14 protein-coding genes are annotated in these 21,631 nt (G+C 54.1%); 2 read left to right on the top strand and 12 right to left on the bottom strand.

What is annotated here, in order from left to right; genetic code table 11:
- The first annotated feature begins 140 nt into the window (after nt 1-140).
- Nucleotides 141-917, top strand: a complete 777-nt coding sequence (locus ABID47_RS10940) for a helix-turn-helix transcriptional regulator (RefSeq protein ID WP_354496568.1) — start codon at nt 141-143, stop codon at nt 915-917.
- Between the two features lie 120 nt (nt 918-1,037).
- Here ABID47_RS10940 and ABID47_RS10935 read toward each other — a convergent pair whose 3' ends face one another.
- From ABID47_RS10935 to ABID47_RS10895, 9 genes are all read right to left on the bottom strand, one after another.
- The gene (locus ABID47_RS10935; protein WP_076169184.1) at nt 1,038-1,985 is read right to left on the bottom strand and encodes a carbohydrate ABC transporter permease; all 948 of its coding nucleotides are present in this window, start codon (nt 1,983-1,985) and stop codon (nt 1,038-1,040) included.
- Nucleotides 1,986-2,002: 17 nt separating this feature from the next.
- Nucleotides 2,003-2,911, bottom strand: a complete 909-nt coding sequence (locus ABID47_RS10930; protein ID WP_116232513.1) for a carbohydrate ABC transporter permease — start codon at nt 2,909-2,911, stop codon at nt 2,003-2,005.
- Nucleotides 2,908-5,460, bottom strand: coding sequence for a DUF5696 domain-containing protein (locus tag ABID47_RS10925; protein ID WP_354496565.1), 2,553 nt, complete (start codon nt 5,458-5,460; stop codon nt 2,908-2,910). The genes ABID47_RS10930 and ABID47_RS10925 overlap by 4 nt, the downstream gene beginning before the upstream one ends.
- A gap of 17 nt (nt 5,461-5,477) precedes the next feature.
- A complete protein-coding gene (locus tag ABID47_RS10920) occupies nt 5,478-6,104 on the bottom strand; it encodes a Yip1 family protein (RefSeq protein ID WP_354496563.1) in 627 nt (208 codons plus the stop codon).
- Nucleotides 6,094-7,560 (bottom strand): hypothetical protein, encoded by a 1,467-nt coding sequence (locus tag ABID47_RS10915; RefSeq protein WP_354496561.1) that lies wholly within the window; start codon nt 7,558-7,560, stop codon nt 6,094-6,096. The genes ABID47_RS10920 and ABID47_RS10915 overlap by 11 nt, the downstream gene beginning before the upstream one ends.
- Nucleotides 7,561-7,576: 16 nt before the next feature.
- Nucleotides 7,577-8,440 carry a carbohydrate ABC transporter permease gene (locus ABID47_RS10910; RefSeq protein WP_089550090.1) on the bottom strand — a complete coding sequence of 288 codons (864 nt, stop codon included), beginning with the start codon at nt 8,438-8,440 and terminating at the stop codon, nt 7,577-7,579.
- Between the two features lie 13 nt (nt 8,441-8,453).
- Nucleotides 8,454-9,413, bottom strand: coding sequence for a carbohydrate ABC transporter permease (locus ABID47_RS10905; RefSeq protein ID WP_251673821.1), 960 nt, complete (start codon nt 9,411-9,413; stop codon nt 8,454-8,456).
- 12 nt (nt 9,414-9,425) lie between these two features.
- A complete protein-coding gene (locus tag ABID47_RS10900) occupies nt 9,426-12,308 on the bottom strand; it encodes an extracellular solute-binding protein (RefSeq protein ID WP_354496559.1) in 2,883 nt (960 codons plus the stop codon).
- A 94-nt stretch (nt 12,309-12,402) separates the two neighbouring features.
- Nucleotides 12,403-13,797 carry an ABC transporter substrate-binding protein gene (locus ABID47_RS10895; protein ID WP_354496557.1) on the bottom strand — a complete coding sequence of 465 codons (1,395 nt, stop codon included), beginning with the start codon at nt 13,795-13,797 and terminating at the stop codon, nt 12,403-12,405.
- A 276-nt stretch (nt 13,798-14,073) separates the two neighbouring features.
- On the opposite strand from ABID47_RS10895, the gene ABID47_RS10890 reads away from it, so the two are divergent.
- Nucleotides 14,074-14,844, top strand: coding sequence for a helix-turn-helix domain-containing protein (locus ABID47_RS10890; RefSeq protein WP_354496555.1), 771 nt, complete (start codon nt 14,074-14,076; stop codon nt 14,842-14,844).
- A 136-nt stretch (nt 14,845-14,980) separates the two neighbouring features.
- On the opposite strand, the gene ABID47_RS10885 is transcribed toward ABID47_RS10890, so the two are convergent.
- From ABID47_RS10885 to ABID47_RS10875, 3 genes are all read right to left on the bottom strand, one after another.
- Entirely contained in the window at nt 14,981-17,716 is a 2,736-nt protein-coding gene (locus ABID47_RS10885) for an endo-1,4-beta-xylanase (protein WP_354496553.1), read from the bottom strand.
- 105 nt (nt 17,717-17,821) lie between these two features.
- Nucleotides 17,822-18,715, bottom strand: a complete 894-nt coding sequence (locus ABID47_RS10880) for an ABC transporter ATP-binding protein (RefSeq protein ID WP_105443974.1) — start codon at nt 18,713-18,715, stop codon at nt 17,822-17,824.
- Between the two features lie 3 nt (nt 18,716-18,718).
- A complete protein-coding gene (locus tag ABID47_RS10875; protein ID WP_354496550.1) occupies nt 18,719-21,601 on the bottom strand; it encodes an ABC transporter permease in 2,883 nt (960 codons plus the stop codon).
- Nucleotides 21,602-21,631 lie beyond the last annotated feature (30 nt).

Here is a 21,631-nt window from a genome sequence, read left to right as displayed (position 1 = left end):
TTTACTGACGGAGTAACGCCATTTCTGATTATTTTATTGACTTTATATTGCGTTTACTATGAAATTATAAATTAGGACATCTCAGCAATGAATGATCTATGCTGACAGAAATTTGATCTATTCTAAGATTGGAGATCGTGATGACGACATCCATTTACTATGTCGGATATGATGCCGCCCATCCCGGAGACTTTATTTATGACATTCCGGAAGGACATGATTTTTGGCTGCTGATTCTTACGCAAACGCCGGCCGAGTTCTGGGTTCAAGGAGAAATCCGGGAGTACCCGGCAAACTGTGCCGTTCTCTTTCCCCCTCGCCAAAAGATTATGTACCGCGCCTGCTCAGGCCAATTTGTGAATGACTGGGTCCGTTTCGAGACGGACGAATCCTACGTTTTGGAGACGGCACTTCCGCGGGGCGTTCCGATTCCGGTCCCGGATCCCGGGTACTGCCGCCAGCTGTTTCAGCTTCTGGCCACCGAAAATTTTTTCAGCTGCGATTACCGGGAGCTCTCGATCGACTACCTGTTTCGAATCTTGTTCAACAAGCTGCTCGAAGCTTTTCAATCCAAGGAAAATTCGCCGCATTACCTGAAACTGCTGAATCTGCGCAAGGCGATCCATAACCGTCCCGGCGCTGAATGGAGCGTCCCTTCCATGGCCGATGACGTTCACTTGAGCCCCGGGTACCTGCAAACGCTGTATAAGGCGACTTTCGGGATTTCCTGCATGGACGACGTTATCCAGTGCAGGATCCGCCTCGCCAAGGAAAGGCTGATCCACGGATCGCTTCGAATCGCCGATATCAGCGAGCTGTGCGGATACAGAAATGTCGAGCATTTCTCCAGACAATTCCGGCGTATCGTGGGCTGCACGCCTCGTGAGTACCGGCAATCGGGTGATTTACGGCCTTGAGATTAAATCAAGCAGCTTTCTATCCGTTTCCACTAGGAACCTTCTCCTTATAGATAAATAAAATAGAGCAGCAGCATGCGGGACCGCATGCTGCTTTTTCGTTAATACCATAACCCAACCTTACCCGACGATGCCGGTCCGTTCGATGCTTTCCACAAAGTAACGCTGCACGAACAAATAAATAATGATCAGCGGCAGGATGGCCAGCAAGATGCCGGTATCCTGGACCATGCTCATATAGAAAGGATCCTTGTTGGTCGCCACCCCGCCCTCGAGCATGATGGAGAGGTTGTGCGGCAGCGACGCCAGTTGGGTGGACATCACTTTGCCCGACGTTAAATACGTTGTCGTAAAGAAGCTGTCATTCCACTGCCATACGAACGAAAACAACAGCACGGTAACGATGGCCGGAACGGCATTCGGGAGCATGATGCGCATAAAAGTTTTGCTTACGCCCGCCCCGTCGATATAAGCCGCCTCCTCCACTTCTTTCGGGATCCCCCGGAAAAACTGCCTGAAAATAAAAATGTAGAGACCCGCCTTCAGCGAGTTAGCGGTGACCGAGGTTAGAAAGAAAGGCCAGTACGAGTCCAGCAGGTTCACCGACTTCCCGGTCAGCAGCGGGATCAGCCCCATGAGACTGAAATCCTTCAAATTCATGTAGATCGGTATCAGAATGGTCGTTGGCGGCACCAGAATGGTCAGGATGACACCTCCAAAGAGCAAATTACTGCCTTTGAATTTAAGCCGCGCGAAGGCGTAGCCTGCAAACGCGCAGGACACGGCCGTCAGGATCGTCGTCATGGCCGATAACGTAAACGTATTGAACAGCGTGTGCCAATAGTCCATGATCGAGATGGCTTTTTTGAAATTGTCCAGCGAATAATGCTCCGGGATAAAGACGACGATCGGCGAATACAGATCGCTCTTGTCCTTGATGGCCGTTGAAATCTTTTGAAGAATGGGGTACAGAATGACAAACGACAGTCCTGCCATCAGGACCAGCCGCACGACGGTCCATAGCCAGCGCTTCCAGCTTTCGAGCGACAACAAACGGGCGATGATCAACGCTGCTCACGCTCCTTCTACTCTTGATAGAAAATTCTTTTGGAAATGAAAAACGTAATGATTAGCAAAATAACCATGATCGCCAGGAAGTAAATCCAGGCCATCGCCGAGCTGAGGCCGAAATTGAAATTTGTAAATCCCGTTTCCCTGATCAGCGTCGTCATTTCGCTCCGGGAGAACGAGTCGATCACCGTATAAATCACGTTGACCAGGATAAGCGGGCTGACCATGGGAAGCGTGATTTTCCAAAACGCTTCGTAACCGGTCGCTCCCTCGATCTTGGAGGCCTCATACAGCTGGGGGGATACCGACTGGATCCCTGCCAGGAAGATCAGAATTTGCACACCCGACTGGCTGACGATCTGGTAGATGCGATCCACGGCGCTCGTCAGGTACGTGACGATGTTATCGCTGACACCGGAATTGACCATGATCCGCGTCAGCTCGCTGGTCCCCAGGCCGCTCACGGCACCGCCGGCGTTCTGCTCATTGATAGCCTGAACGAGGCTGGACGTCTCCAAATTTGCAATGACTCCGGACGCCAGGATGACCGGAAGGAAAAAGATCGATCTGGCAATGGCTCTCCCGACAAACCTTTGGTTCAGCAGTACAGCTAAAAACAGGCTGAAGATGACAATGAGCGGCACGTTGATGACCATGTTTACGATCGAGGTCGTCAGCGTACGGTTAAAGCTCGTATTGACCGTAAGGGCTTCCACGTAATTGGAGATGCCGATAAAGCTGATGTTCATGCCGTTAGCATTGGCTTCGATGGAGCTGAAGCTGTACCTTAATGAGGAAATTAACGGTATTAGGAAAAAGAGAAGGAATCCAAGCAGCCACGGCAAAACGTAGATAAAGCCCCAAAGCGCCTTCTGTTCGGCGTACGTCCGCCGCTTCGCGCCGATTTTCATGATCGACTTCAAGATTGCACACCACCCGTCAAATAGCTCTCGGCTTTCACCGTTTGGCCGTCCACCGTCACATCCGTACGGTTATAGTTCACAATGACGTATATGCCGTTCCCGTACACCGTCTTGAACACGCCTTCGCCAAGCTTCTCATGGCCCGTAATCGGCTCGTTCCGGACGTTCTTCAGCACATCGTTCACCTCGCGGTACATTTCGGCGGCCTGGTCGATCCACTGCTTGTAATGGACGGCATACAAGTCGTTATAATCCGTATCCTTCACTTTGTCATTCGGTTCATGGATCCATTCGAAGTACACGCCCGCTCCGTATTCGAGGCATTTCAGGATATACTGCCGTTCATCCGTATAGGTTGACAGGTTAAACGGGCTTCCCGTGTAGTCGATGGACCCCCGAATGACCATTTGATAGAATGGGATCTCTTCGTCCTCGATCTTGAATCGGCTGCCGGACATCGGCGCGTTCGTAATATCCGTCAAGAAAGGAAGCGCATAAGCGTTGCCGCCGTCCGCCATGACCTTCAAATTTTGCTGCGAGATGCTGCCCAGCGCTTGAACCGAAAGGTTCTCGGACTGTGTGCGATCCAGTTGATTGTGCTTGCGGTAATCGCTGTTGAGCTGATCGGCGAGATCCCGGAGTGAAATGCCGCCCGTTTGATATCCTTTCAAGCCTTTCAGCACCGACTCGGTATAGGAAACGGTAAGCCGCGGCGATACAACATAAGAAGGCGGCTTATCCCGGTCCCTCCGATTGAGTGCCTGATCCAGCGGGTAGAGAGCGGCAGGAACGCCTCTCAGCGTTCTCGCAGCATTCGCGTTCTCGTTGAATCCCTTTCCCGTATTCGCGGTCAAAACGGCAACATCCGGAAAGAAAGAAACCCCTTGATCCTGCGTGAACGATAAGAAGCCCCGCAATCCATTGCTGCCGCCGACCGCCTTGTCGACCGAAATATGATCCGGAACCTCATGATCCAATCCGCCATTAAACCAGCCCGAATATTTCAATTTGATATTGGAGATGTCGCGGCTCTTCATCTGGTTGATGATATCCTCCGACTGTTCGAACGTCGTGAGAGGCTCGATCGTCCGGTAAGGAATGCCGGCGACATGCTTCTGTTTGGCGATTCCGCCGACCAGCTGCAGGTAGAACGGCGTATCTGTTGCACCTGCGGCCGTCTCCGGTTTAGGGAGACCGCCATGCTGCTCCAAATAACGCTGGTAGTAGCGGGCCAAGCCTTGGTAAGAGGCCTCTTCTTTGTTCAGGAACGCGTACCGGACCGTAAAGTCCGTTTTCATCGCCTGTTCCTGGAACCTGGGCAGCGTACGCTCCTGGCCGTTCGCTTGCAGCGTCACTTCTCCTTTGTTCATGACATTGAAGCTGGGATATACATAGTTATAGCTGTTCAGCTTTCCGCTGATATCGGCATGGATGGCTGCAGCCGCTGCACCTTCCTCGATGATGCCGAGGATCGCGCCGCTTTCCCGGATGATGCCGAACACCGGCAGCCGGACCGCCTGCTCGGTTTTGGCATCCTCGGTCGTCTTCATCGTCAGGTCTTCCCCGTACACCGGCTGCTGGTAAGCGGGATACTGCTTTTTCCCGTTGTTGAAATGGATGAGCGCGCCGGAGCCGTCCGGCACGAAGATCGCCCCCTTCTCCTTGGAGCTGCCGGCGCCAAAAAAGCTGAGAAAGGAAATATTCCCGATTGGATATGCGCTCGGATATTGAATACCGGATGCAGGGATTTTGGCGACTAGGCTGCCGCCGTCCAAGGCATATTCGATCGATGCGAGGAATATCCGCGGTTCCGGCTTCTCCTGTGTAAAATGCAGCTCCTCCATGTCCTTCATCAGGTCCTCTTCGGTATATCCGGCATCGTCGAATGCCTTGAAGGCGCGATCGAGCTGCAGTCCATTTAAGGCGCTGTCGTTACGGACATACGCCTTTTTATCCGGATCTTCCTTATAGGCGATTTTCAGAGCCCGCTGCCCCGTTTTGTCCAGCTTGCCCAGCATCGCCTCGATCCGCTCGCTGCTGAGCATCATCGGCAAATCGGCCGCCGACTTCACGGCGGTTCCAAACTGGTACGTGACCCTTACCCCGCTTGGGATCGGTTCGAATTTGATCTGCTTATGCGAGACGCTGTCCGTGAACGTATTGATGGAATTCACCTGGCCGAAATTGTTGTAATAATCGATCTTGAGCTGGGAAGAAAGGTTGGCTTTGTTCACTCCCGAGGCGAGCGGGTCCTTGCCCTGCTCCGGTGGGTTGCTGTACCACGTCTCTCCGGTTTCCTTATTTAACACAGCGATAGCGCCCGTACTCTCATCCACGAACAGCCGCAGCCGTTCATTTTCGGCTACGCCTTTCATGCCGGCTGCGCGGGCGTCGGTGAAAGCCGCCTTCAAAGGCTGGCCCTTGGTGAATTGGGCTGCAGCCGGTGCTTCATTAGCCCCAGAGCGGGCCACGTTCGAATCGGCACAGCCGGCCAGCGCGATCCCCGCGATCAGTACCGGGAGCCACAGGGCGATTCTGGCTTTGCGCATGGTTTCTCCTCCTTTCTTTAGTTTCTCAGCATGATTTCCTGATAAATGACGTGAACGAACGAAATCATCTGCTGAATCAGTCCGAAAAACAGCAGGCAGATAAAAGCCATAAAACCCATCGCCACGATCGTCAACAGGATCGTCCCGATGGTCTTCGACGGCGAGTATTGATGTACGGTCATGTTGCCGACGAACAAAAGATACGCCGACCAGAGGAAGGCCGCGGTGCTGCAGAAGTTATAAAACGCCGTCTCCTGCAGCGATATGATATTGCTGAGCCAGATCCACGGGAAGTTGATAATCATCATCGGAACGAGGGCAAAGCACGTCGATGTAAAAATGTCAACGAACTTCCCTTCGCCGTCCATGAGCGTCGTCAGCGACCAGTTGGCCACGCACCAGAACAAGACCGGGACAACGATGTAGACTACTTCCATCAGGCTGTTCATATCATCCGGATTGGTGATTTTGACCAGGAAGCCGCTGTACTGGTTGCTAAGGACATTGGTGATGATCATCAAAAACAAAATGATCAAGGAAGCGATCAGCATGTGCCGCTTGTTTCGTTCGTATTTCAGGTCCCAATAGGCGTTAAACGGATGCACAATGAGATAAAACGGGTATTTTACGAGCTCACGATTCAATCGTAACACCTCCTTGTCTCCTCATCCGCTTCCGGAGCTTTTTGAAGAGCAGGAGAGCTGCGGCAAGCACGATCAATCCGGTCATGACTGCCGGGAAGTATTCTCTCATCACCTCTTTGCGGTAAAGCAGGTACGCCTTCGAATAATTGACTTGATCGTAGCTTTCCTTGAAATACTGCATAGCCCCTTTGTAGTCCCCTTTCCGAAGGAGGGCTTTGCCCACGCCGGAATAAGCAAATTCCAGGTTCGCATTCATATTGATCGCCTGTTGATAGAGATCAAACGCCTTTTCCTCATCGCCCCTGTAGTAGCTCCGGACCGCTTCGTTCAACATCCGGCCGTACGCTGTTGTCTGAAACACCGTTATCTCGCCGAATGCCTTATCCAGCACAAGAAAATCGTCCCCGACCCGTTCAATCGCCGCGGGAGTGTTGAATTGGCCCATTTGATTGCCCAAGCCGCCGAATATGTACATCAGATGTCCATCCCCGCTGTAAGTGAAGATTCTGCCCCGCTTAGAGTCGAGGACCGAATACATTTCGCTGTCGGTGACATCGATATCGATGAGCCGTGAAGGGCCGACATCTTTTGAATACCGGATATCCCCCACCAGGCTGAGATATCCCGTCCGCCGGAGAATATCGTTGCCCTGAGCGTTCAGTTTTTTGATCGGGTTATTCGAGTAGTCTCCGCTTGTTGCGTAAATGAAGCCTTCGTCATCCATATCCAGATTCGTGAATTCGGTAGGCGTGAACATCACCATTTGGCTCCGCTGCGCCTGCGTGGACATCCTTTTCCAGAACAGCTCCACCGGATCAACCGTCACCCGGTTGGCGCCGATGAACGAGGTGAACGCCCCATCCGGATTGAATTCCATAAAACCGTCAAATACGCCGGTCGACATGACGTAGATCCGCTGGGCCGTGTCAACAACCACCCGAACCGGCTGAAAATCGAAATTGGCCTGCAGCAGGTCGGACTTCGGCGCTTCAAGCACTCCCGCCACCCTTAAGTTTGAATCCAGATGAACCACCCGTTTATTGCCCGTATCGGCGATAAAGAGCTCCTTCCGGTTGGTCACGAAGATCCCTTGCGGGTTATTGAACGTATCTTTCTTCCCCTTGTGGTCAAAGGAATCCACCACCTTAACCGGCTTAAAATGCTCGTCGAGGACGACGATGCGGTTGTTGCCGGAATCGAGCACGTAAATCTCTTTGTCGGCCGTTACGTGGATGTCGCTCGGGTTTTTGAAGGGGCCTACGCCAAGCTGCGCGCCGTTCAGCAAGGACGTGGCCTCATAGGCGGCAGGAGCCGGCGTCGTGTCATTCCAGAAGGAATAGTTGTAGGAGGCGCTGCCTTCGGCGTGAGCCGCATTTACGCCTACACTCGACCCCAGCAGGCAGCAGAGGGCAGTCACCAGGAGGTACTTTTTCACTTTCCGTATGCTCATTCGCATCGTGCTAGTCTCCCCTCTATTCTTTCATTCCGGAGGTCGCCATCGTCTGAAGGACGTTGCTCTGCGAAATGATAAAGAGTGTAATCGGCACGACCATCAGAATCAGCGCGACGGCAGCTCCCACGCCGGCCCGGGCAATCCCGCCCGCAGTGATTTGGCCTAAGGCGTAGTGCAGCGTCTTGAGGTTCTCACTGTAAATGAAATTGCCCCCGTCCGAGCCCCACAGCATCGGAAACTGCAAAATCATCAGCGTTAGCCAAGCAGGTTTCACATTGGGCATGACGATCGTCCAATAAATCCGGTATTCGTTCGCCCCGTCGATTTTGGCCGCTTCCAGCAGGGCATCCGGAATCTGCTCCATGAACTGCTTCATCAGGAATAAGCCTAGCGGGAACGCAAGCGACGGGACGATAATCGATGCGTGCGTATTGATCCAGCCGAGCCACGACATCACCATATAGTTGGGAATCGCCGTAACATGCCCGGAAAACATCAAGGACATGACGACGATCGAGAACAGGATCCTGGACCCGGGAAAACGGTATTTTGCCAGCGGATAGGCCGCGGCGGAAGACAGCAGGATATGGCCGACAGTCCCTACAATCGTAATGAAGAGCGTATTCACGATATACCGGGACAGCGGAACCCAGGAATTTCCCATTAACGCCACCAGATCGTAAAAGTTGTCCATCGTCGGATTGTTCACGAAGAAACGCGGCGGAAACAGGAACAGCTCGTTCAGCGGTTTAAAAGCATTATTAACGGCGTAGATCAGCGGCAGCGCCATGAATGCGCCGAATACGGCCAGGAACGCGAACAGCATAAAGCTGACGGTAAAAGAGCGGTTCAGCCTTCTCGGCATGCGAAAGGCGGCCATCATTCTCGTCACCAAATCACTCCCCTACCTTTCTGAGCAATCGCTGCGTCAATTTGTTGGCACCGAGCATCATGGCGAACAGCACCGTCGCAATCGCGGACGCATACCCCATTTCAAAGCGGATCGTTCCGTAATCCATCAAGTGCGTGACGATCGTATGCCCCGCGTAGTTGACGCTGGGAAAACCGGCGAGCGCCACCGAGATATCGGCCACCGCAAACGAGCTGGTGATCTGCATAACCGCGCCGAACATCAGCTGCGGCCTCATGGACGGCAGCGTAATGAACCACAGCTCCTGCCAGCGGTTGCGGATGCCGTCGATCGCTCCCGCTTCAATCAAGGACTTATCAATCGTCTGCAGGCCCGCGATAAAAGCCAGGAAGCTGGTACCCAGGCTGAGCCACAGCTGGACGATCATGATGATCGGCAAAATGTACTTCTCGTTCGTCAGCCATTGAATCGGTTCCAGCATAAAGCCGAATTTAATTAAAAAGCCGTTCAAATAGCCGTATCTGTCGCCTGAAAAAATAATGAGCCAAATAAAGAAAACGTTGCCGGAAATCGACGGTGCATAGAAAACAAGCGTCATCAACGCGCGGACCTTCGGGGACAGCTCATTGATAATCCATGCAAACAGAAAGCAGGCAAGGTAGCTGATCGGTCCGCAAATGACCGCAAACAGCAGCGTATTTTTCAAAGCGATCATAAAGACGTCATCATTCAAAAACAATCTGGAGTAGTTCTGCCACCCGACAAACCGGGGGAATTCCAGCATATTGAAATAAAAGAAGCTGAGAACGATCGAGAACACGACCGGAACCACCGTAAAGGCAAAAAAGATCAGCATGTACGGACTCATGAGGATGTAATAATGCTTGTTTTTCTTCAGCTCTCTCCAAACGTTGGCCAGCCGCGACTGCTTTTTCGGCTGCACGAGGCTCGATACGGCGGACGGGCTGGTTGTTTCGGCTTGCATCCGATTCCCCCCTTACTGTTCAGGTAAATTGAATTCCTTCCGCTTGACCGCAATTTCGTCATTGATGTACAAGAGGTAATCCGACAAAGCCTCGCGGGGATTCTCGCTGGCGTTGACGACTTTGCGGAATGCGTTGTCCAGATGCCGGCCGGTAAAATAGCCGCCCGGAACCTGCGGGATTCCCCGGACCCATTTCCACTGATTCTCCAGATTGCGATAGTCTTTGACCGGCCAAGGCAGCTCCTCGAGCGCCTCGACGTTAGCTGTCGGATAACGGGCAGCCTCGCCCATCAGCCCTTCCATCTCGCGGCCGTATGCGATTTGGGTATCCTTATCCGTCCACCATTTCATGAACTCCCAAGCCGCCTCTTGATCCCGCGCGCCCTCGAGCATCATTACGCCGGTCGTGTGGCTCGCCACTTCATGATGGATCGTGCCGTTCTTCTCCGTGCCGGGCACCATGGTAAATTCCCAGAGCCCCTTGATCTCCGGCGCCAGGACGGTCAGCATGTTGTATGTCGTATAATCCGCGATGCCGATCGGCATTTCGCCGGTCCGGAACCGGTTCGGAAAGTCGGCCAGCAGCGGGAACTTGTAGCTCGTATAGAACTGCGTCCATTTCTTGAAGGCATCCATGGAGATTTCGGAATCCAGCGCGCTCTTTCTGCCGCCGTCCCGGTAGAATTCGCCGCCGTTCTGGTACAGCAGCATGGAGAACGTCGGGTTCGGCACCAGGCTCGCGTTGGCGGCCTCAATCGGCAGATAAAATTCCATGTTGTGCTTCTGCAGAACCGAAATCATGTTGTAAATATCCTGCCACGTTTGGGGCGGCTCCAGGTTAAGCTCCTTCAGGATATCCTTGCGGTAAAAGAGCATTGGGAACGACTGCTGCTCAGGCAGCGCGTAGACGCCCCCATCATATTCGTAAGGCACCAATCCGCTGTCGCGAAAGCGGGATGCGACTTCGTTATAATCGGCAAATTTCGACAAATCGGCAGCCGCCCCCCGCATGGCATAGTTCACGGGCACGTCTTCGCCGATCTGCATGGCCACGTCCGGCCCTTCCCCGGCGAGCGTCGCGGGCAGAAGGATGTTGGCGGGTACGAGCTTCAGATTGACCGAAATGTCCGATTTCGGGGTAAACGAATCATCGATCAGGTTTTTCAACACCTGCGCCTGATCCCGTCCCGTCGTAATCCAAACCGTCGTCGACCGCTTCTGCTTGCCGGTATTGCCGATGCTGTCGTAATCCTCGGTATAAGAAGCGGTGAGCGACCCGGCTTCATGCTTCACCACTTGCAGAAACGACGCGTCCGCTCTCGGCAGCTTATGATCCGGTGAGGAAACGACCAGATAATCCAGCGTAAGCGGCTGTTCCCGGACGGTCAGGATCCAGGTACCCAAGCCGCCGACGTTGGTCTTGAAGGCCTCCAAACGGTTCGCAACCGTATCCGGCCGTTTGGCCATCTCTTGGAGCTGCTTGACCATCGTGTGCAAAATGGCCACCTTGTCGCTCTGTTCGCCTGTCGTTTGTTCCAGGTAATCGGCCACGCTCTGGATCGTTTCGGCTTGTTTGCGGAATACCTCCGCCATTTCCGGGATCCGCTTCTCCAATTGGTAGTCCCGGTACGGATCGGGCGAATTGGACGTGATCATCAAAATTTTGCGGTACATTTCGTTCAGCTGCAGCACGCTTGACTCGATCGTCTGGATCAGCGGGGCCAGCTCGCCAAGGGAAACCGTCATGCGAATCCGGTGCTTGCCTTGGGTCAAGTGAAACAGGTACGGTTCATCCTCTCCCAAGACGTACATGCTCCAGTCCCTGCTGAATTCAAAAGGGATCCGCTTCATCTCCTTGAACGGAACCTTTCCGTCAATCGTCAGGCTTCGCGTGGCGAAGACGCCGCGCAGCTGATCCTGCTTCTCTTTTAAAGCGATCTGGTACAAGCCGTCCTCCGGCGCTTCGAATTCCCACTCGATCCATTGTCCGGGCAGCTTCCAGTTCAGCCCTCCGATCGTGTTGATCCGAATTTTGGACACATCGTATGGAATAACCGTCGGGCTCGATCTGTCAGAAACCGGGTACAAGGTCGGAGAGGACTTATACACTGCATCCTCTGCCTGAATCAGGGTGTATTGGTCTTTGACCGGCTGCAGCCCTTCGGTTGAATAATCGCTCTTGATTTCTGCGTACGTCTTTAATGCTTCTTCCTGGTACAGCTCGATATAATCGATGGCCATAGGCTCACGCAATGCCGTCAAGGTCACGCTTTGATTGCCTTTGTCAAAATAGAACAAATAGGGTTCGTCATAATAACCGCTGCGGTCGGTGACGGATTCGACCTGCCAGATCGGCTTCTCTACCTGACTCGGACGCAGATCGTTCCCTCTGTCATCGCGACCGATCTTGTCGTCCCGGTTGCCCCAGACCCGGTCAAACGTAACCAGGTCGGCGCCCTTAAAGGGCAGCTGTAGATTGATCGTCAATCCGCGTTCGATTGCGGAACTTTTGCCTTCTACCGGCAAATACCGGATTCGGATGTTGTACAGGCCCGCTTGTTCGATGGGCACGTTCCAGCTGATGGAACCCGACTCCGGCGTGAGGACGGCGGTTTCCCCTGACGGATGGACAACCTCGAATCCCGGCCCGTCGGTTTGGGTAAAGCTCTCGCCCTCGATCCGGATAACCTGATCCGGACGCTTAGCATCCGAATGGGCTTTCACATATGCATCGTAGCCGCCGTCATCCCCGCCCGATCCCGTAACAGCCGCAAAATCGGCCATGGCTTGAACGCTCCGCACTTCGGATGAACCGGAAGGGTAGAATGCCCAAATGGACACCAGTATGGCAAGGACGAGCAGGACAGCGACGTAGCTCTTCTTTCGGTTGTTCACGCTTCTCCCTCCTGAAGCAAGAGACATGTCATGTCAATAACAGTCCCCGTTAGAAAAAAATTTCTAATAGGGACTGCTGCTTCAACATGTGAAATTATTTCGATCCGTAAACCTCATCAATGGCTGCCTGGAACGGCGCTTTGTACTTTTCCACCACCGTAGACACCGAGGTTCCGCTGGTGATTTCGCCGAGGAAATCATAGAACTTCAGGTTCGGGAATGTGAAGTGGTCGAGGACAATCAAATTGGCGGCGACTTCCTTCGCATTGTTAATGTCGTTTTCGTCCGTGAACGAGGTTTCATAGGAAGCCTGGTCCGGATAGTCATACATCGAATCGATGTCGTTGATTTTCTCCCAAATATAGAGCAGCTTATCCGGATCCTTTACAGCCTTAGGAATGAACAAGGATTGATAGAGGCCTTCGTAAGAGTGGTACGAGCTTGCACTAGGCCCTTTAGGGAACGGCACAAATCCGATATCCGCGTCAGGCATATCCTTCTTGAAACCGCTAAGTTCGTAGAGCGCTCCCGTGTACATCAATGTGTTGCCTTGGCGGAAAAATTGGCCCGGCTCGGTCCAGTCGCCGCCTTCCGTTGGTCTGGCCACTTTTTCGGTCGCAATCTTGGAAATAAAATTAAGCGCTTCGGTCGTTTTCGGATCTTCCAGGTTTTGCTTGTTGTCCTTCGTCAAGCTCGTTTCGTTGGAAGCGAGCGCAAATTCGAGCGGCGCCGGGTTAGCGAGCCCCCAGGAATCAAGCTTGCCGTCATTGTTTGTATCCTTGTTGGCTTCTTTGGCGACTTGCAAAAACGTATCCCAATTCCAGCTGTCTTCATTGACATAATCTTGAAGTGACTTCAAGCCAAGCTTGCTCATGAGCGTCCGGTTGTAAAAAATACCCATGACATTATTGCCCTGTCCTTCCGAGAAACCGTAACCCCTACCGTTATATTGCATGTATTGATTGGTCACACTTTGGTTAAAGGCTACCGGATTTTTCGTATACTCATCGACGGGCCACAACAAGTCCTGTTTCACAAGTGCCGGAATCGTGTAGGTTTTGCCCAATCTGACGATGTCGCCAAGCGGTTCGCCGGCCAGCAGGGAAGCCGTCAATTTTTGCTGGTATTCGCCGTAATCGATCGCGACGTATTCCATTTTGAAGTTATGCTTCTTCTCCAGCTCCTCCAGATTTTTTTTGCGCTGGATGTTATCCGGGTTATCCTCCGGAATCGTCATATCCCACCACGATACGACCTTGATCGTTCTTCCGCCCATGTCGAAATCCATGTCAGGCGTTTTGTACGTTTGCTCTGCATCCTTCTCTTCCGCACCTTTATTGTCGGTGTTGGTTGCCGCCGTCTCGGTACTCGTCTCCGTACTCGTCTCCGCCGTACCGGCGCTTGACCCGCTTTTGGAGCCGCCGCTGCTGCACGCCGAAAGCACAAGTAACAGTGTGCAGAGCAGCAGCATCATTTTTCCCATACGCATTCCTCTAATCCCCCCGTTAAAGTGATTTGCATCCCAATTACATTCAAAGTGTAGCGCTTACATTGAAAGGGCAACAACCTGTGGTAAGTTAGATATTCTACCCGTCAAAATATAGATTGCTTGTAACCCCTTACATTACAAATGGCCAATAAGTAAACAACGGATAGCAATATAAAGAAAAGCACATTGTTTGGGTACCGGGTTCTTTTTCATAATGAGAGATAAGCAGCTTCACCGGAGCCAATGATTTACGAAAAAGAAACAGGGGGGAATATCGTGTATAAGGTGCTGCTTGTTGATCCCGATCATCATGCGAAGGAATGGATAAAGCGTATGCTGGACAGACACCAAGCGGAATTTGAATTGGAGTGCCATGCCGCTGCAGCTGCCGAGGCGATGTCGATGCTATCCGCCCAGGATCATCAGCTGGTGCTGATCAGCATGAGAGCCTCGGAGGAAGAAGGACTTCAGCTCTGCGGCCGCATCCGGGAGAAAAGCCGTGTCCCGATCGTTCTGATCGGCGGGCGCAATGAGTTTCAGCTTGCCCGGAAGGCTTTGTATTATCAGGTGAACGACTACCTGCCCGACCCCGTATCGCCTGAGGAATTCGCGGCGAGCCTGAAGACCGTGAAGCGGGAAATGGATGAAGCGCCGTATTCCGCACATCAACCGGTCTCATGGGCAGGAACCGTTCAGGAAGCTGCCTCCGCCATCTCTTCGGCCGGTATCATCGACAAGGTGAAGGCGTATGTGGAAGAGGCCCTGCATCAGAACATCACGCTGAAGGAAATCTCCCATATTTTTCACTTCAACTATTCTTACCTCGGCCAGAAATTTAAAGTTGAAGAGAAAATGACCTTCAAGGAATATTTGCTTCAGCAGCGCATGGAGAAGGCAAAGTTCCTGCTGGAAAATACCGACATGAAGGTGTATGAAATCGCTAATGAAGTCGGTTATACCGAGATGGACTGGTTCTATAAGAAGTTCAAAACGTATACCGGTGTAAGCGCTAACAAATATAGAAAGACCCTGATCATAACGGCGTGATTTAAGCATATTTCGGCGTACATGGCGTACATGGCGTACATTCGATGAAGCCTGACCACCTGATCCCTTAAACCAAAGGCCGCTTCCCGGTTATTTATCCGGGAGCGGCCTTTATTCGTTCCCCCACTCGCTGGGGTTATTCCAATGTTAACAGTCCGATGTTAGACAGGTTTTGCCACGTTCTGTCCGACGTATCATTCCAGATCGCCACGCTGTCGCGAACCCCGTCGTCATTCCCGTCATTATTGACCTGCACGTCAAACCCGATGAGGCTGCCCGCCTCAGGAGGTGTTCCGACCCAATCGACAGCGGCCTCAATAATGTAGCCGGTCGGGGTCCGCTTTGCGGCGGATGTCAAATTGGCGATGAGCGATCCGGGGCTGACCGACGGCTCGTTATCGAAGTTCACACGATACTGCCCGTCGTCGCTGTCATAAGAAGCGGCTCGTGCGTTGTTCTGATCGATGAAGATTTCGACCGAATCCTGCTCCCACGCATTGGCGCTCCGCTTGGTCACCAGAGAGTCGGTCACCTCGGCCAGCACGTACAGACGGTGATCGTCCCAGAGCGTTCGAACTTTGGCCGTTGAGCCCGAAGATCCGCTGACCCAGCGGTCGGTTAAGATCTGCTCGGCCTTGTTCCAAATGTCATCGATGTCTCCGTCGATGACCGCCGTTCCTTTTACAGCCTTGGCGGTTCGCGGACCTTCCACCATCGTCAATACGCCAAACCCGGACGTATCCGTATCCTGCCTGTGATGAATATCGTTCCAGGACGCCAGCTCTTCCGCTGAACCCGACCGGTCGCGAATGCGGACGTCAAAGCCGATTTCCTTTCCGGTTTGCGCACCGTCGACCGGGATCGAGGCTTCGATTCGGTATCCCTTCTCCGTTTTCACCACGTTATACTCGGCCGGTTTATGCGGATTCGCGCCGCTGCGCCGAAACGTATACTTTTTGTCGTCCGCTTCATAAGAACTCGTTTTGCCGTTATTGCCGTCAATGTACACTTCGACGGAATCATTGCCGTTGACTGTGGCATCATCAACATCGACCCATAGGTATAGATGTCCTGCGTCCCATAATGTCTTATATGTGGCTGCCGCTTTGCCGCCTGTCTGGATCGGTACCGCCTGCGCCACATTCCATACCGCTTCCGCCTGGCCGTCAATCTTCACGCTGGCCTCCAGGGCTTTCGTGCGCTTCGTTTCAACCGGAACCTTCGCCGGATCGACGAGCGCCCAGTACGCGTATTTGGCTTGCAGCCGTTCATCGAACAGCAGCGGCCAATTGTTGCGAACGACCGGGAACGTGCGCAGCCAGGTGTTCAGGTCATCCTTGCCCCAGAATATGACGGCGCTGAGCTGATCCGAATGCTTCCTGAATACGTCGAAGATCTCCCTGTAACGGTTGGCCTGCTTGATTTGCAGCTCGGTTGGGAACGTCTCATAGGCCTCCGTGTCATTCGTATAGATGCTCATGTCCAGTTCGGTGATTTGCTGATCGATGTCAAGATCCCGGAACGCCTGAATCATATCATCTAATTCCTGCACCCGGGGATATTCGATCCCGATATGCGTCTGGTGGCCGACGCCGTCAACCGGAATCCCCTTGGCCTTCAAACGCTTAATCAGATCATGCAGAAACTGCCGTTTCACGGGATCATTCGTGTTGTAATCGTTGATGAACAGCTTGGCGTCCGGATCGGCCTCATGTGCATAAATGAACGCCTTTTCAATGAATTCCTCGCCTGCAATTTGATACCATAAGCTGTTGCGGAGGCCCCCCGGCTTCTGATCGCCGGGCTCAATGACCTCGTTTACAACGTCCCAAGCGTAAATTTTTCCCTTGTACCGGCCAACGACGGTATCGATATGCTTTTTCATCCGCGCATATAGAAGCTCCTTGCTGGCGAGGTTGCCGTTGCTGTCGTAAAACACCCATTTCGGCGTCTGGGAATGCCAGATGAGGGTGTGGCCCCGCATGGCGATCCCGTTATCCACAGCAAAGTTTACAATTTTATCGGCTGCCGTAAAATTGAATTGACCCTCCGCGGGCTCGGTGGCGTCCCATTTCAGCTCGTTGCCGGCCGTCAGGCTGTTGAAATGCTTCCGGACCAGCTCCGCATCAGGGCTGTCCGGATTCTGGATTTCATTGACCAGCACAGCCGTCCCCAGCTTGAATTGGCCGGCAAACACGTCCTTCAGGCTCGGAATGTCCTTCTGAATCTCGATCGGAACCGGATCCGGAGCGCGCTCAATCACGACATCGTCCACGTAAAAATCAAGCGTCGGAACATCAAAGGATTCGATATAAACGGCTAGGCTTTCAATCGGGTGCTGCAAGGTATATTCTCCGCTGAGCTTGACCCATCCGCTGTCGCTCGCCTGGACCGATTTGACGAGTTCATAGGCATTGGCGCCGTCCGTCGTGCGTTGGACCACAATCGATACCGGCGAGCTTGCCGTTCCGGCAGGCAGCTTGATCCAAGCCGATAAATGGTACGTCTTTCCCGTTTCCATGATTGGCGTCACGTCGAGCTGCGGGCCGTTCCAGCCCTGGGTCCTACCGGTGACCTGCATGCCGTAAGATCCCGTATGGGCTGCATTCGGGGAAACCGTCAGGACTTCGTTGCCGCCCCGTCCATACCAGCCTTGAAGCGTCCCGTCCTCAAAGTCTTTTGAGATGCTTACCGGAACGCTTGCTGCCGCATCGCTCGTTCCGGCTGTTCCCATGCGGCCTTCAGATAGCGGGCCGGCCGACTCCTGCTCAGCACTGGCCTGACCCGGACGTGTGCCGAGCGATAAAGGGGCCAATACGAGAACAAGAGCGAGCATTAGCAGGATGGAACGTTTGATTCGATGCTTTTTCATGAATCCACCTCTCCTCATGTCATCTATTCCATTAAAACGCCGCTTAACGGCGTTCCATGGTCATGTTATGGATCACTTCATTCCATAAATAAAACCAGGTTAAGTTCAGACCGTCTGCCTTTCGTTTGCCGGGTACAGAACGATACGCCCGTCTTCAAGTTCGACACGCACCTTGTTGCTGTCCTTAAAGCTCCCCGTGTCGAGGTAACCGGCAGGAATTTGCAGCCGGCCAGCCTTGTCGAGCACTGCGTACTCGATATGGCTCTCGGCTTCCCGCCGGGCGGTGTCGGCGTCCATTTGCGTCAGCACATCGGAATAAGAGATCCTGCGGATCATCTCGGCCGACGTCTTGCCGTCGCGGATCTGAACAACCCGGTCCACCTTGCGGGCCAGCTCCGGATCATGAGTCACGATCACAATCGTAATGCCGATGGCCCGATTCAACGTCCGGAACAAATCGAGAACCTGATTCGACGTGCCCGTATCGAGCGATCCGGTTGGCTCATCGGCCAGCAGCAGCCGCGGTTCGTTCGCCAGCGCGATGGCGATAGCCACCCGCTGCTGCTCACCGCCGGACAATTCGCTGAGCTTGTTCTTCACCCTGTGGCTCAGGCCGACCGCTTCCAGGAGCTCGAGCGCGCGGGCCCGGCGTCTTCGGCCCCGCAGGAGAATCGGCAGCTCGACATTTTCGATCGCGGTCAAATAGGGGATCAGGTTGCGCGCGTTATTTTGCCAGACGAACCCGACCGACTCCCGTTTATATTGCACCAGGTCGCGCTCGCTGAACGCGAGCAAGTCCTTGCCGTCTACGAACAGCTTGCCGGCCGATGGTTTGTCGAGGCCGCCCAGCATGTTGAGCAGCGTCGATTTGCCGCTGCCGGAATTGCCGATGATCGCCATGAATTCACCGTTCTCCACCTGAAGGTCCAGGCCCTGAAGGGCGACGACTTCCAAATCCGCCGTTTTATAGATTTTGACGAGCCCTTCGCATTGAATCATGAGTTATTCCTCCCCGAGCTTCAGCGCCTGCGCGATGCGGATTCGTGTCAGCCGGTACCCCAGAATGAGCAGCCCGGTCGCCAGCGTGAATCCGATAATGCCGTACAGCTGCAAATAATCGCTGAGCTGATAGGTAATCGTGAATGGAGGGACTTGTTCTTTGGACGCAAACGACATTTCGAACAGCGGAACGAATTTCATGCTCGTGAGGTTGCCGATGAACACGCCGATGAGGACCGCGGCCCCCGACGTGAGCAGCTGTTCGCTGACGAGCATGCCGATCATTTGCGGGAAAGAGATGCCCATGGCCCGCAGAACCCCGTATTGAAGCGTTCGGCCGGATAAGGTCAGCACCCAGAACAGCAGGAAACCGATGAAGCTGACCAGCATCGAAATGGAAAAACCGAGCGTCATCACGCCGTTCATCGCCAAACGGAACGGATCATTTCTGGATTGGACCAGTTCCTGCGTCGCGTCCCGCAGGCTCGTCACCTGCAGCTTCTTCTCCTGCAGCTGCCTGTAGATTTGTTCGCTGTTCGTGCCGTCCGCCAGCTTCAGCCATACCTCATACGGCTCAACGGCCAGCCTGTTCTGAATCGTGCCCAGATGTCCGACAACGAGATGCGGCTGCTCGGGTTTTCCGCTTCCCTGATCGGACGGCAGCGGGCTCCAGCTGGGCCAATAATCGATGATGCCGTACACCGTGAACGTCGCCCCGTCCAGGCTGTCCCAGTAAACCCGGATCGGATCGCCGGGTTTCAGCTTGGCATCCTCCGCGAGCGACCGCGAAATGAGCACGGCCTCCGGATTCGGGGCGATCAGATTCAGGTAGCTGTTGATCGGATACTGCAGCAGCCCCTCCTTCATCCAAGCGGTACTGCCGAAATCCTTCGTGTCGATGCCAAAGAGAGCCGTTTTGCCGGACTTTTCATTGCCGACGGCACTGAATCTGGCCTCCTGCTTCTTGAACACCTTTGCTGTCGCTTGCACTCCATCCAGCTCCTCAAAGGGCTCGAAGGGCGGCTCCGTATACTGAACCCGTTTCTGCACGGTTGTCGTTGCCGGCTCAGACTGAGGCTGCCCTCCCGCCCCCGGGGATACAGGTGGAGGCGCATCGCTTTCCCACTTTGTCGTCAGCGCAATGTCCGTGCCGACCGCATACCGAACCTTGCTGTCCATGTTGTCGTTGATCGTCCTGGCCGCGTTCGCGCTGAACAGGCCCGTCGCCACCGTCATGATCAGGAATACCTGAATGGTCATATACTGCCCGGACGAGCGGCTGATCTGAACGAGCGTATGATACAGCGCAGGCGGCCATCCGTTTCGGCCCAGCCAATAAACGAGCCGGACGAACCAGGGGTATACCCGCAGCACCAGCAGGCCGCCTCCAAGCGCGAACAGAGCCGGGGTCAGGAACAGGAGAGGATCGACCTGCAGGTCGGCAGATCCCAGCGCAAGCCTCCGCAGATCTTCCTGGCGCTGGTTGAAATTGTACAGCAGGTAAGCTGCCAGGCAGACGAGAACAAGATCCAAACCTGTCCTGTGCCAGATCGACAGCCGGGTGAGGCGCGCCGTCTGCTGCTTGTGGCTTACGATGCTGACCCGCGTTGCGAGGAAGGCCGGAATGAGGATCAGGATGATCGCTCCCGCCACAGCGGCTGCAGCCACTTGATAGGCGCTGCTCGTCATGCTGACCTTCAGCGCGGAGCGCTGCACGAACTCCAGAAACCCATTGGAAGCGCCAAGCAGCTTGGTGAACCATACGCCGAGAAAAGGCCCGGCGGCCAGCGCGCTCAGCCCGAGCAGCAGGCTCTCCAGCAGGTAGGCAGCCATGATCTGCAGCCGGCTGGCTCCCCGGCTGCGGAGCACGGAAATTTCCGTCTTTTGCCGGTCAATGATCAGATTGGCGGTCATATATAAATAGAATGCCAGCATCAGCATGACAGGGGTATACAGCGAAAGCGTCACCGTATCGAGCTTCTCCTGTTTGCCCTGGTACGATGCGATGGTCGGGCTCGCCGGAATTTTGATTTCGGCTACCCCAAGCTTGCCCTTAAAATAACGCCGGACCTCCCGGTCCGCTTTGGTGAACGCATCGACCTTGCCCAGCGACAGCTGTTCGTAATTGAGCGCGAGCCGCCATTCCATGCTGGAGACCCTGGCTTTGCCGCCCTGCGTAAATTCGCGCTCAAACTGCTGGAATGGGATCAGGAATCCGTCCTCGTTCTCCGTGGTCAGAAACGGCAAATACCGGTCCGCCTCCGGATTCGTCTCTACGATGCCGACCGGGATGACCCGAAAGCGGGTCTTCCCGCCATCCTGAGGCTCTACAGTCAGTTCTTCACCAAGCTTTCGCTTGGTCGCCAGCTGAAACTTCTGCGTGACCAGCGCCTCGATGATCCCGTCCGAACGATACGCAGGCATCCGCCCCTCGATCAGCCGGACCCGCTTCTCCAGATCAGACAGCGACATCAAGCTTCCTAACGTCTTTTGCGATTGCTTCTCTTGAGCCGAAGCATCGGCGCCGTATACCTTCATCTTCGGCGTGAAACGCTGCTGATAGAACGACAGTGCTTCCAGCCCCATGCGCTCCGGAATCGTCTTCACGAACCGGTCGGCGTTTTCGACGGCTTCCTTCGTCTTTGCATCCATGGATGATGCCGAGACCGTCGTGCTTATCCGGAGAAAACCCGGATACACGCCGTTCCCGGTCTGCACGGACTGCAACTCCTTCAGTAATGTCCGCTGCAAAATGGCCTGCGAGTAGAGCGGCATGGAGCTGAACAGGGCCACGCATACGGTAAGGCCGATCCACAAATTCAGCTGAAGCCACTTGTTGTTGGCCATCTTGCGCAGGATCATCGTCCACAAAGCCAATACATACACCCCATCCCTCATGCCCGGTCGGCCCGGGCT

Origin of the sequence: Paenibacillus favisporus (genome assembly GCF_040545415.1) — a bacterium.
GTDB classification, from domain to species: Bacteria; Bacillota; Bacilli; order Paenibacillales; family Paenibacillaceae; genus Paenibacillus_AQ; species Paenibacillus_AQ favisporus.
This window is presented reverse-complemented; position numbering and strand designations above follow the sequence as displayed.

What these genes read in the sequence shown, in the direction of transcription:
- ABID47_RS10940 (WP_354496568.1), top strand. Translation starts at nt 141, where the DNA reads ATGACGACATCCATTTACTATGTCGGATATGATGCCGCCCATCCCGGA.
- ABID47_RS10925 (WP_354496565.1), bottom strand. Translation starts at nt 5,460, where the DNA reads ATGCGCAAAGCCAGAATCGCCCTGTGGCTCCCGGTACTGATCGCGGGG.
- ABID47_RS10915 (WP_354496561.1), bottom strand. Translation starts at nt 7,560, where the DNA reads ATGCGAATGAGCATACGGAAAGTGAAAAAGTACCTCCTGGTGACTGCC.
- ABID47_RS10910 (WP_089550090.1), bottom strand. Translation starts at nt 8,440, where the DNA reads ATGATGGCCGCCTTTCGCATGCCGAGAAGGCTGAACCGCTCTTTTACC.
- ABID47_RS10905 (WP_251673821.1), bottom strand. Translation starts at nt 9,413, where the DNA reads ATGCAAGCCGAAACAACCAGCCCGTCCGCCGTATCGAGCCTCGTGCAG.
- ABID47_RS10895 (WP_354496557.1), bottom strand. Translation starts at nt 13,797, where the DNA reads ATGCGTATGGGAAAAATGATGCTGCTGCTCTGCACACTGTTACTTGTG.
- ABID47_RS10885 (WP_354496553.1), bottom strand. Translation starts at nt 17,716, where the DNA reads ATGAAAAAGCATCGAATCAAACGTTCCATCCTGCTAATGCTCGCTCTT.
- ABID47_RS10880 (WP_105443974.1), bottom strand. Translation starts at nt 18,715, where the DNA reads ATGATTCAATGCGAAGGGCTCGTCAAAATCTATAAAACGGCGGATTTG.